The sequence below is a fragment of the Streptomyces sp. SudanB5_2050 genome (assembly GCF_964272335.1).
In the GTDB taxonomy this organism is placed as follows: Bacteria; Actinomycetota; Actinomycetes; order Streptomycetales; family Streptomycetaceae; genus Streptomyces; species Streptomyces rochei.
In genome coordinates, this window is sequence record NZ_OZ186760.1 from 1 (window position 1) to 12,962 (window position 12,962).

At 73.1% G+C, this 12,962-nt stretch carries 12 protein-coding genes; 3 read left to right on the forward strand and 9 right to left on the reverse strand.

Translation table 11 applies throughout. The features are described 5' to 3' along the window. The first annotated feature begins 125 nt into the window (after nucleotides 1-125). A complete protein-coding gene (locus tag ACFZP7_RS00005; RefSeq protein ID WP_046249269.1) occupies nucleotides 126-362 on the forward strand; it encodes a DUF6059 family protein in 237 nt (78 codons plus the stop codon). 407 nt (nucleotides 363-769) lie between these two features. Here the strand turns inward: ACFZP7_RS00005 and ACFZP7_RS00010 are convergent, their stop codons facing one another. The 4 genes from ACFZP7_RS00010 to ACFZP7_RS00025 form a co-directional block, all read right to left on the reverse strand. Further along, complete coding sequence (locus ACFZP7_RS00010; protein WP_385633381.1) at nucleotides 770-2,035, reverse strand: beta-ketoacyl synthase N-terminal-like domain-containing protein; 1,266 nt, start codon at nucleotides 2,033-2,035, stop codon at nucleotides 770-772. Continuing rightward, complete coding sequence (locus ACFZP7_RS00015; protein ID WP_385633383.1) at nucleotides 2,032-3,303, reverse strand: beta-ketoacyl-[acyl-carrier-protein] synthase family protein; 1,272 nt, start codon at nucleotides 3,301-3,303, stop codon at nucleotides 2,032-2,034. The genes ACFZP7_RS00010 and ACFZP7_RS00015 overlap by 4 nt, the downstream gene beginning before the upstream one ends. Next, entirely contained in the window at nucleotides 3,300-4,079 is a 780-nt protein-coding gene (locus tag ACFZP7_RS00020; protein ID WP_019330961.1) for a thioesterase II family protein, read from the reverse strand. The genes ACFZP7_RS00015 and ACFZP7_RS00020 overlap by 4 nt, the downstream gene beginning before the upstream one ends. 257 nt (nucleotides 4,080-4,336) lie before the next feature. After that, nucleotides 4,337-5,158 carry an AfsR/SARP family transcriptional regulator gene (locus tag ACFZP7_RS00025; RefSeq protein ID WP_031022570.1) on the reverse strand — a complete coding sequence of 274 codons (822 nt, stop codon included), beginning with the start codon at nucleotides 5,156-5,158 and terminating at the stop codon, nucleotides 4,337-4,339. 766 nt (nucleotides 5,159-5,924) lie between these two features. Between ACFZP7_RS00025 and ACFZP7_RS00030 the strand changes: the two genes are divergently transcribed. After that, nucleotides 5,925-6,839, forward strand: a complete 915-nt coding sequence (locus ACFZP7_RS00030; RefSeq protein ID WP_308123184.1) for an AfsR/SARP family transcriptional regulator — start codon at nucleotides 5,925-5,927, stop codon at nucleotides 6,837-6,839. Between the two features lie 15 nt (nucleotides 6,840-6,854). Here ACFZP7_RS00030 and ACFZP7_RS00035 read toward each other — a convergent pair whose 3' ends face one another. The 4 genes from ACFZP7_RS00035 to ACFZP7_RS00050 all read right to left on the reverse strand — a co-directional run bounded on the left by ACFZP7_RS00035 (nucleotide 6,855) and on the right by ACFZP7_RS00050 (nucleotide 10,642). Beyond that, nucleotides 6,855-7,670 carry an AfsR/SARP family transcriptional regulator gene (locus ACFZP7_RS00035; protein ID WP_031022565.1) on the reverse strand — a complete coding sequence of 272 codons (816 nt, stop codon included), beginning with the start codon at nucleotides 7,668-7,670 and terminating at the stop codon, nucleotides 6,855-6,857. Between the two features lie 401 nt (nucleotides 7,671-8,071). Then, nucleotides 8,072-8,683, reverse strand: a complete 612-nt coding sequence (locus ACFZP7_RS00040; protein ID WP_234331695.1) for a ScbR family autoregulator-binding transcription factor — start codon at nucleotides 8,681-8,683, stop codon at nucleotides 8,072-8,074. Nucleotides 8,684-8,715: 32 nt separating this feature from the next. After that, nucleotides 8,716-10,308 carry an acyl-CoA carboxylase subunit beta gene (locus tag ACFZP7_RS00045; RefSeq protein ID WP_385638259.1) on the reverse strand — a complete coding sequence of 531 codons (1,593 nt, stop codon included), beginning with the start codon at nucleotides 10,306-10,308 and terminating at the stop codon, nucleotides 8,716-8,718. Between the two features lie 127 nt (nucleotides 10,309-10,435). After that, nucleotides 10,436-10,642 carry an acyl-CoA carboxylase epsilon subunit gene (locus ACFZP7_RS00050; RefSeq protein ID WP_385633386.1) on the reverse strand — a complete coding sequence of 69 codons (207 nt, stop codon included), beginning with the start codon at nucleotides 10,640-10,642 and terminating at the stop codon, nucleotides 10,436-10,438. A gap of 296 nt (nucleotides 10,643-10,938) precedes the next feature. On the opposite strand from ACFZP7_RS00050, the gene ACFZP7_RS00055 reads away from it, so the two are divergent. Further along, entirely contained in the window at nucleotides 10,939-11,934 is a 996-nt protein-coding gene (locus ACFZP7_RS00055; protein WP_385633388.1) for a ScbA/BarX family gamma-butyrolactone biosynthesis protein, read from the forward strand. A gap of 33 nt (nucleotides 11,935-11,967) precedes the next feature. Here the strand turns inward: ACFZP7_RS00055 and ACFZP7_RS00060 are convergent, their stop codons facing one another. Then, on the reverse strand, nucleotides 11,968-12,813 hold the full coding sequence (locus tag ACFZP7_RS00060) for an NAD(P)H-binding protein (protein WP_385638262.1): 846 nt from the start codon (nucleotides 12,811-12,813) through the stop codon (nucleotides 11,968-11,970). Nucleotides 12,814-12,962: the final 149 nt, after the last annotated feature.

Below are 12,962 nucleotides of genomic sequence, written 5' to 3' on the forward strand. Positions count from 1 at the left end.
TAGCGCGCTCGTGTCGCGCTGGAGCGGCGCCCGGGGGCACGCGCTCCAGCGGGAACCGTCGGGTCCTCGAGCCCGGTGACCGACGGTGGCCTGCGGCCCCAGAAGCGATCCGGGAGGTGGCAGGGATGAGACGCTTCCGCCCGCGCCGATGCGTCCGTGGCCTGTGGGAGGGTCTGGTCGCCTACGGGCGGCTCTGCCTGGCCGGCGAGACGGACCGGTACGACCACCCTCCGCGCCCGCGCATCCGGTGGCACCGGCCGCCGCCGGGACACCCGGAACGGGTGCGCGACGACATGCCTCTGACCGACCTGGAGCGGCGCCTGGCCCGCGAACTGACCGACGAGGACCACGACGTCCGCTAGGCGGGGACGCCACCACGCGTGCCGCGGGCGGGACGGCGGAACGCCGGGCAACCGGGAGAGACGGACGGCCGAAAGGCCAGGAGCCGGAAGGCCGGGCAGCCAGGAGACCGGGAAGGCCGGGGAGCCAGGAGGGCCAAGAGCCCAGGAGCCCGGGAGGCCGGAAGGCCGGAAGGCCGGAAGGCCAGGAGACCGGAAGGCCGGAAGGCCAGGAGGGCCAAGAGCCCAGGAGCCCGGGAGGCCGGAAGGCCGGAAGGCCGGAAGGCCAGGAGACCGGAAGGCCGGAAGGCCAGGAGGGCCAGGAGGCCGGGGAGTCGGCGCCGGGGGTGTTTCCCTTTGCGCGGCCCGCGGGGCCGCGGGCCGTTCCTGGCCGCCCGTGTGTTCCGCTCCGTCTCGCTAGGGGCGGTCCGTCACTCCGTCTGAGGGGCCCGGAGCACCGCGGCGGAGTTGAAGCCGCCCCGTCCGCGGGCCAGCACCAGCGCCACCCGTAGCCGGGGCAGTTCCCGTGGGGCCCCGGTGACCAGGTCCAGCGGGCAGTCGTCGGCGACGCGTCCGGTTCCGGTGGTCGGGGGTACGACCTTCTCGCGCAGGGCGAGCAGCGCGGCTGCCACGTCCAGGGCCGAGCCGCCCGCGCCCAGCCGCCCGGTCATCGTCTTCGGCACGGTGACCGGTACTCCGTAGGGTCCGAACAGCGCGCACAGCGCCTGGCTCTCGACGAGGTCGGCGCGCCGCTCGGCGGCGCCGTCGGCGAAGACCACGTCCACGTGTTCGGGGGCCAGGCCGGCGTCGGCCAGGGCGAGTTCCGCGGCCTGGCGCAGTGTAGGGCGGTCGGGTCCGTCGAAGGTGGCGGCGCAGCCGGCGATGACGCCGTAGCCGGTGGCGCCCCGGCGGGCGGCGGCCCGGGCGTCCTCCAGGACGAGCAGGGCGCCGCCCTCGCCGACCGCGTGGCCGTCGGCCGTGGCCGCGAAGGGCCGGTAGGCCCGGGCGGGTTCGGTGGCCGGGCTGAGCCGGCCGTCCGCCAGGTGCGCGGCCCAGCCCCATGCGCACAGTGTGGAGTCGATCCCGCCGGTGACCATGAGGCATGCCCCGTCGCGGATCCGCCGCCGGGCGCGGGCGAGTGCGTCGATGCCGCCGGCCTGTTCGCTGACGACGGTCGAGCCGTGGCCGCGCAGTCGGTGCCGGATGGAGATCTGTGCGGGGGCTGCCGCGTGGAAGGACGCGAAGGACTGGTAGGCGCTGACGTGCTGGGCGCCTTTGCTCCACAGTGCGGCCAGTCCCCGTTCGCCGAATTCGGCGCCGCCCGCGGAGCTGGCGGTGATCACGCCGGCGCCGTATGCGGGCAGGTCGGCCGGGCTCACGTTAGCGTCGCGCAGGGCTTCTTCGGCCGCGACCAGGGCGATGCGGGTGCCGCGGTCGGTGGAGGGCAGCAGTCTGCTGGGGATGTGGTCCTCGTCGACGAAGCCGGGGATCTCGCCGGCGATGCGTACGGGGTAGCCGGAGGCGTCGAAGCGGGTGATGGGGCCCAGTCCGGTGCGCCCGCACAGCACGGCGTCCCACCAGGCTCTGGTGCCCAGGCCGTTGGGTGCGGCGACTCCGATGCCGGTGACCAGGGTCTGGCGGGGGCCTCCGGCGCCGGCGGGTCGGGCCGGTTCGGGGGCCTGGGTCGCCTTGGTCATGCGGCCTCCTTGAGCCGTGGCCGGGTGAGGACGGCGGCCGTGTGGAAGCCGCCGAAGCCGCTGGCGACGGTGAGGACGGTGCTGGTGCGCTGTTCCCGGGCGAACAGGGGGGTGTAGTCGAGGTCGCAGGTGGGGTCGGGTTCGTGGAGGTTGGCGGTGGGCGGGACGGTGTCGTGCCGGATGGCCAGGGCGCTGGCGGCCAGGTCCAGGGCGCCGGCGGCGCCCAGGGCGTGCCCGATCATCGACTTGATGGAGCTGACGGGCACGCGGTGGGCGCTGCCGCCCAGGCTTTCCTTGAGGGCGTGTGTCTCGTGCCGGTCGTTGTGCCGGGTTCCCGCGCCGTGGGCGCTGATGTAGTCGACGTCGGCGGGGTTCAGCCGTGCCTGGTCGAGGGCGGCGCGGATGGCGTCGGCCATCTCCAGTGCCCCGGGGCGCAGTCCCGTCATGTGGTGGGCGCTGCTGTGGGCGGCGATGGCGGACAGTTCCGCGTAGGGGCGGGCGCCGCGGCGGCGGGCGTGTTCGAGTTCTTCCAGGACCAGGACGGCGGCGCCCTCGCCGAGCACGAATCCGTCGCGGGTGCGGTCGAAGGGGCGGCTGGCGGTGGCGGGGTCGTCGTTGCGGGAGCTGGTGAGGCGCAGGCGGTCGAAGCAGGCCATGGCGATGGGCACGATGGGTGCTTCCGTTCCGCCGGCGACGACGATGTCGGCGCTGCCTTCCCGGATCAGGTCGGCGCCGTGGCCGACGGCGTCCAGGCCGGAGGTGCAGCCGCTGGAGACGAGGGCGACGGGGCCCTGTGCGCCCCGGTCGCGGGCGACGGTGGCGGCCAGGGAGCTGGGGACGAAGTAGTCGTAGAGGGATTCGGCGGCCTCGGTGTGGTCGAGGGTCCAGGTGGTGCCGCAGTCGCTGAGGATGGCGTACTGGGTGGCCAGGCTCGTGGTGCAGCCGATGGCGCTGCCCAGGCTGACGCCGGTGCGCAGGGGGTTGCGGCCGATGCGGTCCGCGACGCCGCTGTCGGCGACGGCTTCGCGTGCGGCGACCAGCGCGAACTGTGCCGCGCGGTCCAGGCGTTCGGTGTCGGCGAGGTCGAATCCGTGGGCGGCGGGGGTGAAGTCGACCTCGGCGGCGACGCGGGAGCGGTAGCCGCAGGCGTCGAAGAGGGTGACGCGGCGGGTGGCGGTGCGGCCGACGGTGAGCAGGTCCCAGAAGCCGGCGGTGCCCACCGCGCCGGGGGCGACGACGCCGATCCCGGTGATCACGACGCGGTTCACCGGCCGCCTCCCGTGGGCAGCGCGGTCACGTGGCCGCGGCAGGCCCGGCCGACGTGCTGGGCCAGGCTCGAGGAGCTTGCGAAGAAGTGTCCCCCGGCGACGGTGTGCAGTTCGATCAGGTTGGTGGTCCACTGCTGCCAGTGGCGCAGGGCGGCGGGTGCGGCGAGCGGGTCGTCGCGGCCCGCGAAGACCAGGACGGGCACGTCCAGCGGCCCTCCGGTGACCGGGTCCAGGGCGGCGTTGCGCAGCGATCGGGCCAGGCGCAGGTCGTCGCGCAGGACGGGCAGGAAGGTGCGCCGCCACAGTCCGCCGGGGGAGGCGGAGGCGCCCGGCGGCAGGGAGCCGATCTCGTCGAGCAGCGGCAGCAGGTCCTCGTCGGGCAGGTCCGCCGCGTCCGCCAGGACGGTGGTGGTGTGCGGGGGCGGGCAGGCGCCGACGGCCAGGAACAGCGGGGGCAGGCCGGAGTCGGCCAGGGCCCGGGTGAGCGTGTAGCCGACGAGGGCTCCCATGCTGTGTCCGTAGAGCGCGTAGGGGCCGCGGCGTGCCGTCTGAAGCAGGGTCGGCAGGAAGTCGGCGAGCAGGCCGGCGCGTTCGGTCAGGCGTGGTTCGCGGCGGCGGCTGTCGCGGCCCGGGAGCGGCAGGGCGGCCACGTCGATGCCGGGTCCGACCGCCGCGGACCAGCCGCGGTAGCTCGCCACGCCCGCTCCGGCGTGGGCGAGGCAGGTGAGTGTGATCCGTGCGGTGCCCGCCTCACGGTCCCTGGAGCGGGAAGCCATGCGTCGCCCTCCTTGTGAACGGTCCGGTCCGGCCCCATCCGGGCGGGCGCCGCCGGCGTGGCGCGTGCCACGCGGTGCCGTCCCGGCGCCGGTCCGGGGGGTGGGTGCCCCTGGGCACCGAGCGTCGCCCGCGCGGCTCGTGCGGCGCTCAACCCCGCGGCGAGGCGGGCGGCGGCCCCGGCCGGCGGCCGCGGCGGCCGCCGCCCCTGCGGGGGCCGGCGTGCCGGGTCCGGCCGGGCGGCGAGGGCACCGGCGCCTCATGCTGCGTACAGGTCGAACGTGGAGGTGCGCCGGGGGCCCGCCACGATGTCCAGGCGCGGGTCGACGGCGAGCATCGCCTGGTGCAGCCGCTGCAGTTGCGGGGAGGGTTCGACGCCGAGTTCGTCGATGAGCCGCTGGCGGAGCCTGCGGTAGACGTCGAGGGCGGCGGCCTGCCTGCCGGAGCGGTAGAGCGCCACCATGGCCTGGGAGTGCAGCCCTTCGTGCTGGGGGTGGCGGGCGATCAGGTCGGTGAGTTCGGCGATGAGTTCGACGTGCCGGCCCAGCCGCAGGTCGGCGTCGATGCGGCGCTCGCGGGCCACCAGCCGGCTCTGCTCCAGGCGCATCGCCTCGATCTCCAGGACGGGCCCGACCCGCACGTCGACCAGGGCGGGGCCGTCCCACAGGTCGAGCGCCCGGCGCAGCACCGTGGCCGCCCGCTCGTCCTCGCCGTCCTCGTAGGCCTGTCGTCCTTCGGTCACGAGCCGCTCGTAGGTGAACGCGTCGACCGCCTCGGCGGGTATCTGCAGCAGGTACCCGCCGTAGCGGGTGGCCAGGACGTCCTTGGCCGAGCCCGGCACGTCGGGGCCCATGGCCGTGCCCAGCAGGCGGCGCAGCTGGAGGATGTACGTCTGCAGCGTGGTCATCGAACTCTGCGGCAGGTCGGTGCCCCAGATCTCCTCCATGAGGGTGGGCACCGGCACCACCCGGCCGGGGTACAGGGCGAGCAGCGCCAGGATCTGCCGGGGCTTGCCCGCACTGGGGACGACCGAGATTCCCTCGAATTCGGCGTTCAACGCACCCAGGACTTTTATTTCCATAATTCCCTCCGCAATGTTTCGGGGCGACTGGTTCTGAGCCGTTGACGGAGCTACTTGATACTGCCTCCTTGCGCCTGTCCGCGTCATTCCCGCCACTCCGCGGCAAGAGGAACCGGACGGTTCTCTGATCGGCGCGCGAGGGCGGCTCTAGTTATTCTTGACCCGTCCCTGGAAGACAGGAGGCTGCGGCTTTGTCCGGGCTGTCTCCGGGTTACCGCTCACGGGTGGTGATTTTGCGCCCGGTACGGTCGGGGGCGTATTCGTTTCGGTTGTTTTTCCGGCCACGGCGAGAGCCGCGGCGAGGGCCGCGGTGACGGCGCCGGGCGGCGCGTGCGGGGGCCGGGGAGCGGTGCCGGCCGTCCGGGGACGGTCGTGGCCGGCCGTCCGGCAGCGGAGGATGCCCTGTCCCGGCCGGTGACGGAGGGTCCCCTGTCCTGGCCGGCGGTACCGGGTTTCCTGTCCTGGCCGGCGGCGGCGGGCGTGTGTCACCGGCTGTCCGGGCGGGGCGGGCTTTTCGGTCGCGGTGTCCTGTCCTTTTCGGGCGGGCCGGGGCCGCGGGGGCTGAAGAACTCTCGAGGAATCGCCCACGCCGGTACGGGGCCGGCTGGAGAATAGCGTGCCGGAAACCATGGGCGGCTAGAGTCCGTGCGGAAGGAAGTGCACCTGCTATTCGTGAGGGAATACCGGGGCCGTGATCCGGGCCGGCGGATGCGGAATCGGGTGCTTCCCGGGCAAGGGCGAGATGGAGTTCCGGATTCTTGGTTCCGTGCAGATCCACGACGAGCGTTTCGGCGTACGGATCGTTCCCGCGGGTGCGAAGCAGCGTGCGCTGCTGGGCGCGCTGCTGGTGAGGGCCGGGCAGGCGGTGCCCGCCGAGTGCCTCGTGGAGGAGCTGTGGGGCGGGCACCCTCCGGTCAACGCCGCCAACGCGCTGCAGGCCCATGTGGCCCGGCTGCGGCGGCTGCTGCCGGCCCCGGGCCCGGGCGGGCCGCGCCACGTGTGGCTGCGGACCTCCCCGCTGGGCTACACCCTGAGCCTGGGGCCGGCGGCGACGGACGCGCAGCGCTTCCACCGTCTGGTGGGCCAGGGGCGCGAGCTGGCCGCCACCGCCCCGGGCCGGGCGGTGGAGGTGCTGCGCGAGGGTCTGGCGCTGTGGCGCGGGCCCGCTCTGCAGGGCAGCGGCCAGGGGCCCATCTGTTCGGCCGAGGCGGCGCTGCTGGAGGAGAGCCGGCTGCGTGCCCTGGAGGTGCTCTACGACGTCTGTCTGCGGGCGGACCGCTGTGCGGAGATCACCGGTGAGCTGGAGGAGCTGGTCGCCGTGCACCCGCTGCGTGAGCGGTTCCACGAGCAGCTGATGACGGCGCTGCACCGCTGCGGCCGCCGGGCCGAGGCGCTGAGCACCTACGACAGGGCGCGCCGGCGGCTGGCCCGTGATCTGGGTATCGGGCCGGGCCAGGTGCTCAGCCGTCGCAGGGAAGCGATTCTGCGCTCCTGTGAGCCGGCGGCGGACTCCGCCGACCGGGCGGGGGCCGGGACGGCCGGGCAGGGCGGGGACGAACTCGGGGTGCTCCGGGAGGAGCTGGTGCGGCTGCGCGGCCACGTGGAGCTGCTGCGCCGGCAGCAGCGGGAGCTGTCCGAGCAGGTCGCCCGGCTCACGGCACACCATCCGTGCGGCCCGTGAGGAACGGCGGCCGGGTCAGCGGGTGACGAGGCGGCCGCTGCCGCCGGCGGCGGCGGGCGTCTCGGGGCGGGCCATGAGGATGGAGCGCTGCAGGCGGCTGAGCGCGGCGGAGGGTTCCAGGCCCAGTTCGTGCACGAGTGTGCTGCGCAGCCGCTGGTAGACGTTGAGGGCCTCACCGCGCCGGCCCGAGCGGTGCAGGGCCAGCATGAACTGGCCGTGCAGGCTCTCGTGCATGCGGTACTGGTTGACCAGGACCGTCAGTTCCGACAGCAGTTCCCGGTGGCGTCCGAGCCGCAGGTCGGCCTCGATGCGCTGGTCGAGCGCGCACAGCCGGGCCTCCTCCAGCCGCTTGACCTCCGTGTCGATGCGCAGGCCGGCCTGGATGTCGGTCAGGGCCTGCCCGTTCCACAGCGCGAGCGCGTCGGCCAGCCGGCGGGCCGCGCCGGCGTAGTCCTCGGCGTCCATGGCCCGGTAGCCGAGGCCGGCGCGCTGGTCGAACTCGCGGTAGTCGACGTGGCCGCCGCGTGTCTGCAGGCGGTAGCCGCCGGGAACCGTGGCGAGGATGTCCTTGGCGGTGCAGCGTTCGTCGGGGCCGTGGGCCAGCGCCTGGGCCATCAGCTCGCGCAGCTGCAGGACGTAGGTCTGCAGGGTGGTCCGCGCGCTGCGCGGCGGGTTCTCCCCCCACAGTTCGTCGACGAGCGCGGCCACCGGGACCACCTGGTCGGCGTTGAGCGCGAGCAGGGCCAGGACCTGGCGCGGCTTGGGCGCGGTCGGCACGACCGACACCCCGTGCTCGCGCACCGACAGCGCACCCAGCACTTCGATGTCCACGTTTCCCCCATGTTTTCAAGGCCGCAGGCCGGTGGCCGGCCTGCGCGTCTCCCGCTGACCGGGACCCGGCGCGGCTGCAGTCCCGATAAAAAAACAGCTCAGTCGGTTTGTCAATGTGGACTCGACGCGCCGCCCCGGCATCGCCCAGATCCAGTCAAACCCTGATCGAACATCTGCCCACAACCCGGCTCCGAACAGGCCCTTCACCACTCAACCCGCCCATGATTCGCCAGGGTTGCGCGAAACCGCGCCCTGTACAGCACCGGAGCGATTGACTGGAAACCATCGGCGCGGATCGCGCGGCACGGGGAAGCCCCGCACAGGGAAAAGGGGCGCCGTTTCCCGAATGCCCGATTCGGGCGTCCGGTCGGCGCCCCCAAAGGAGACCGTACGGTCTTTAATTATCCGGTGGCGGTCCCGGTCCAGGAGCCCTCGGCCTGCCAGAGCCCGGCGTGCGGCGCCGGCGCGAGCGCGGGCAGGAGCAGCAGCCAGAACTGGGCGACCGTACTGCGTGACAGCCACGCCTGGTTGCGCATGCCGAGCACCTCGAAGCCGCTGGTGGCGGCGACCACGGCGGCCACGGCGCTCTCCGGCGCCACGCTCTCGCGCAGCTCGCCGCCGCGCCCGGCCCGGCCGACCATGTCGGTGACCCAGTTCTGCCAGCACAGCCGCAGGTCGGTCCGCGGCTGCCGGCCGGCCTCCCGGCTCAGCTCGAAACCCGCCCGCAGCACCACGTCGTTCTGCAGGGCGCAGGCCAGCTCATGGGTGGCGTTCACCAGGCACTGCAGAACCCCGGGCGGTCCCCCGTCCCACCGGCCGACGACGGCCCGCAGCACGTCTGCGGCCGCTTCCTCCACCGCGTCCGCCAGCGCCGCCTTGCTGGCGAAGTGGAAGTGCAGTGCGCCGTTGCTCACCCCCGCCCTGGAGCTGATCGTGGTGAGCGCCGCGGCGTGGAAGCCCTCGTCGTGGAAGATCTCGGCCGCAGACCTGATCAGGGCTTCCCGCGTACGCACCGCACGTTCCTGTCTGACCATCGATCACTCCGTCACTGCGGGGGGTTGCCGTGCTTGCGGGAGGGCACGTCGGCGTCCTTGGTGCGCAGCATCGCCAGGGACTCGATCAGCACCTCGCGGGTCCCGGCGGGGTCGATGACGTCGTCGACCAGGCCGCGTTCGGCCGCGTAGTAGGGGTGCATCAGCTCGGCCCTGTACTCCTTGACCATGCGGGCGCGCACCGCGTCGGGGTCCTCGGCCTCGGCGATCTGCCGGCGGAAGATGACGTTGGCGGCGCCCTCGGCGCCCATCACGGCGATCTCGTTGGTCGGCCAGGCGTAGGTGAGGTCGGCGCCGATGGACTGGGAGTCCATCACGATGTAGGCGCCGCCGTAGGCCTTGCGCAGGATCAGGGAGATCCGCGGGACGGTGGCGTTGCAGTACGCGTACAGCAGCTTGGCGCCGTGACGGATGATCCCGCCGTGCTCCTGGTCGACGCCCGGCAGGAAGCCGGGGACGTCCAGGAAGGTGACGAGGGGAATGTTGAAGGCGTCGCACATCTGGACGAAGCGGGCGGCCTTCTCGGAGGCCTCGATGTCCAGGACGCCGGCCAGGGCCTGCGGCTGGTTGGCGACGATGCCCACGACCTGCCCGTTCAGCCGCGCCAGAGCGCAGATGATGTTGCGGGCCCAGCGCTCGTGGACCTCCAGGTACTCGCCGTCGTCGACGATCTCCTCGATGACCCTGGCCATGTCGTAGGGACGGTTGCCGTCCGCCGGCACCAGGTCCAGCAGCGCCTCGGAACGCCGGGACTGCGGGTCCGAGCAGGGCGTGCAGGGCGGGAACTCCCGGTTGTTCTGCGGCAGCATCGACAGCAGGTAGCGGACCTCGGCGAGGCAGGTCTCCTCGTCGTCGTAGGCGAAGTGCGCCACCCCCGAGGTCTCGGCGTGGACGTCGGCCCCGCCCAGACCGTTCTGGGTGATCTCCTCACCGGTGACCGCCTTGACCACGTCGGGACCGGTGATGAACATCTGCGAGGTGTCGCGGACCATGAACACGAAGTCGGTGAGGGCGGGGCTGTAGGCCGCGCCGCCCGCGCACGGGCCGAGCATCACGCTGATCTGCGGGATGACCCCCGACGCCCGGGTGTTGCGCTGGAAGATGCCGCCGTAGCCGGCGAGCGCCGAGACGCCCTCCTGGATCCGGGCGCCCGCGCCGTCGTTGAGGGAGACCAGCGGAGCGCCGGCCGCGATGGCCATGTCCATGATCTTGTGGATCTTCGTGGCGTGCGCCTCGCCCAGCGCACCGCCGAAGATCCGGAAGTCGTGCGCGTAGACGAAGACCGTCCGGCCCTCCACCGTCCCCCAGCCGGTGATCACACCGTCCGTGTACGGCTTCTTGGCCTCCAGCCCGAACCCGGTCGCCCGGTGCCGCCGCAACTGCTCGACCTCCCGGAACGACCCCGCATCCAGCAGCAGCTCGATCCGCTCCCGCGCGGTCAGCTTGCCCTTGGCGTGCTGCGCCGCCGTCGCCTTCTCACCCGGCCCGGCCAGCGCCTGCGCACGCACACCGTGCAGCTCGGCCACCCGCCCGCGCGCGTCCGCCGGCTCCGCGGGAAGCGCCACCCGAGGAATGTCATTGAGTATCGTCACGATCTGTCCCTCCCTCATGGCGCGGCCCGGTCGTCGCTTCACCGTAACAAACCATCTATGCGGTTTTGGTTCGGGGAGCTCGGCGCGCACAGGAATCAGCCATGGAAGATGCGGTGCCGGCCTACCGCCAGCAATAGGGGGACCGGTAGGCCCCGGCCCGGCGTCCGGGCCGCCACGGGGCGACCCCCGACCGCTCCCGCCCGCCCGGCCCCTCGTCCCGGCGGGCCATCAGCGCGTACAGCACGACGGTGAGCGCGGCCAGTTCCTCGGCACCGGCACGTCCGCGCTCGATGCGCACAGCGGGCACGGCCCGCTCCGGTTCGGCCATGTCCCCTCCTCTCGGCGTGCGGCCACCGTCCGCCCGCGCACTACAGGAGCGCTGCACTTCCGCTCGAGAGGACGGGCGCCGGCCCCGCCGCCCCGCAGGCGCCCGCAGGGGCCCGCCTTCGGCAACAGAGCAGGGTGCCGGGCGGAGCGACGGCTTCCGGAAGGGCGGCCTCCAAGAGCGGCTCGTCGGAGGGACCGGTTCCCCTAGAAATCAAACCGGACGGTCCCTATCTTTCATCACGTCCGTCACCGACGGCGGACGGAGCGCTTTCGATACGTCCATTAGCAGGGGGAAAAATGGCTACCAGCGCGTTCCCCGCAACACACCCGGCCCTCGGCCAGGAGCCCGTACTGCCCGCCGGCACCCCGCGGTTGCGGCCCAGCCTCTTCCGCTACCCGAACCTGACGACGACCGTCCCCAAGGAACTGGTCCACCGCGCCGCCGTCGCCGAGGTCATGCTCACCGACTGGGAGCGCGTGGACGACACACGCTTCAAAGTCGCCGCCCAGTGGCCGCGCGGCCACAGCTTCTTCACCCCGATCGACGGCCGCTACCACGACCCCCTCATCGCCGCCGAAACGATCCGCCAGGTCGGATCCCTCCTCGGCCACGCCGAATTCGGCGTCCCCTTCGGCCACCACTACCTGCTGCACGACCTCAGCCTGCGCGTCGACCCGCACCACCTGATGATCCACCAGGCCCCCGCCTCCCTCGACCTCGACGTGACCTGCGAGGACCTCAAGATGCGCGGCGGCCGCCTCGCCGCCCTGCGCTACCAGGCCGTCGTACGCCGCGACGGCCACACCGCGGCGACCGGCGTCTTCTCCTTCTCCTGCGTCTCCCCCACCGTCTACCGGCGGCTGCGCCCGCCCCACGTGTTCGCCGACGGCCACCGCCCCCTGCCGCTGACCGCACCCGCCGCCCCGCAGAGCGTGGGACGCATGTCCCCCGCCGACGTGGTCCTCTCCCCCACCGAGGACCCCCACCGCTGGCAGCTGCGGCTGGACACCCAGCACCCCGTCCTCTTCGACCACCCCGGCGACCACGTCCCCGGCATGGTCCTCCTCGAAGCGGCCCGGCAGGCAGCAGCAGGAGCCCTGGGAAGAACCTCCCTGCTCCCCCTCGGCCTGACCAGCGAACTGGTGCAGTACGCCGAACTCGACATCCCCTGCATCATCGAGGCCGCCCCCCACCCCACCCACAGCCCCGGCCTCACCACCGTCCACATCACCGGACACCAGCGCGGCCAGACCGTCTTCACCTGCACCGTCACAGCAGCAGACGCCGCCTGACACCCGCCACCCCCGCGCCACCCCGCCGCCCGGTCAGCGGCCGGAAAAACCCGCCACATGGTCGGCCGCCCACTGACCGAACGACCGCGCAGGCCTGCCCACCAGGCGGGCGAACGTCCCGTCCACCCCGGCCTTGGCCCCCTCCCGCTGCCGCACAGCACTCCGCAGCAGCGCCTCCACCACCGCCGGCGGATACCGCCGGCCCCACCGGGCCCGGGCCTCCTCCCACCCCAGCTCCTCGAAACGCAGCGGACGGCCCAGCACACACGACAGCCGGGCCGTCCGCTGAACCGCCGAGACCGCCTCCGGACCCGTCAGCACATACGCACGCCCCGCATGCCCCGGCCCCGTCAGCGCCCGCACCGCCACCTCCGCCACATCCCCCGGATCCACACACGCGTTCAACGACGCCCCGAACAGATCACGCACCACACCCTCGGCCCGGACCTCCGCCGCCCACCCGAGACTGTTCGACATGAACGAACGGGGCCGCAACAACGTCCAGGCCAGACCCGAGGAACGCAGCAGCTCCTCACTCTCCCGCTGCCAGCACGTGATCAGATCATCCGCCCCCGCATCCTCCACAGCGGCCGCCGACAGCTTCACCACATGCTCCACACCCGCATCCGCCGCCGCCCGCACAAAACACGCATCCTGATCCCCCCCGACCACCGTCGTCACCAAAAACGCCCGCCTCACCCCCCGCAGAGCCGCCCGCAACGACGCCGCATCACCGTAATCCCCACGCACCACCCTCACCCGCCCCCCGGCCGCCACCCGAGCCGGATCACGCACCAGAACCCGCACCTCCACACCGGCCGGCAACCGCCGCACCACCTCCCCGCCCACCGTCCCCGACCCACCCGTCACCAAAACCACCACAACGCCCCCCACCCCGAACGGCCGATCCCCACCTGTCGCCACCGAAGTTACCCACCCGCACGTCTTGGCCACACGCCCACCGACGTTAAAATACGAACTAGACGGTTTGTAAGCGAAGCCTTCCACAGGGCTCATCGCACAACGGG

What these genes read in the sequence shown, in the direction of transcription:
- ACFZP7_RS00010 (WP_385633381.1), bottom strand. Translation starts at nt 2,035, where the DNA reads ATGACCAAGGCGACCCAGGCCCCCGAACCGGCCCGACCCGCCGGCGCC.
- ACFZP7_RS00025 (WP_031022570.1), bottom strand. Translation starts at nt 5,158, where the DNA reads ATGGAAATAAAAGTCCTGGGTGCGTTGAACGCCGAATTCGAGGGAATC.
- ACFZP7_RS00050 (WP_385633386.1), bottom strand. Translation starts at nt 10,642, where the DNA reads ATGGCCGAACCGGAGCGGGCCGTGCCCGCTGTGCGCATCGAGCGCGGA.
- ACFZP7_RS00020 (WP_019330961.1), bottom strand. Translation starts at nt 4,079, where the DNA reads ATGGCTTCCCGCTCCAGGGACCGTGAGGCGGGCACCGCACGGATCACA.
- ACFZP7_RS00055 (WP_385633388.1), top strand. Translation starts at nt 10,939, where the DNA reads ATGGCTACCAGCGCGTTCCCCGCAACACACCCGGCCCTCGGCCAGGAG.
- ACFZP7_RS00005 (WP_046249269.1), top strand. Translation starts at nt 126, where the DNA reads ATGAGACGCTTCCGCCCGCGCCGATGCGTCCGTGGCCTGTGGGAGGGT.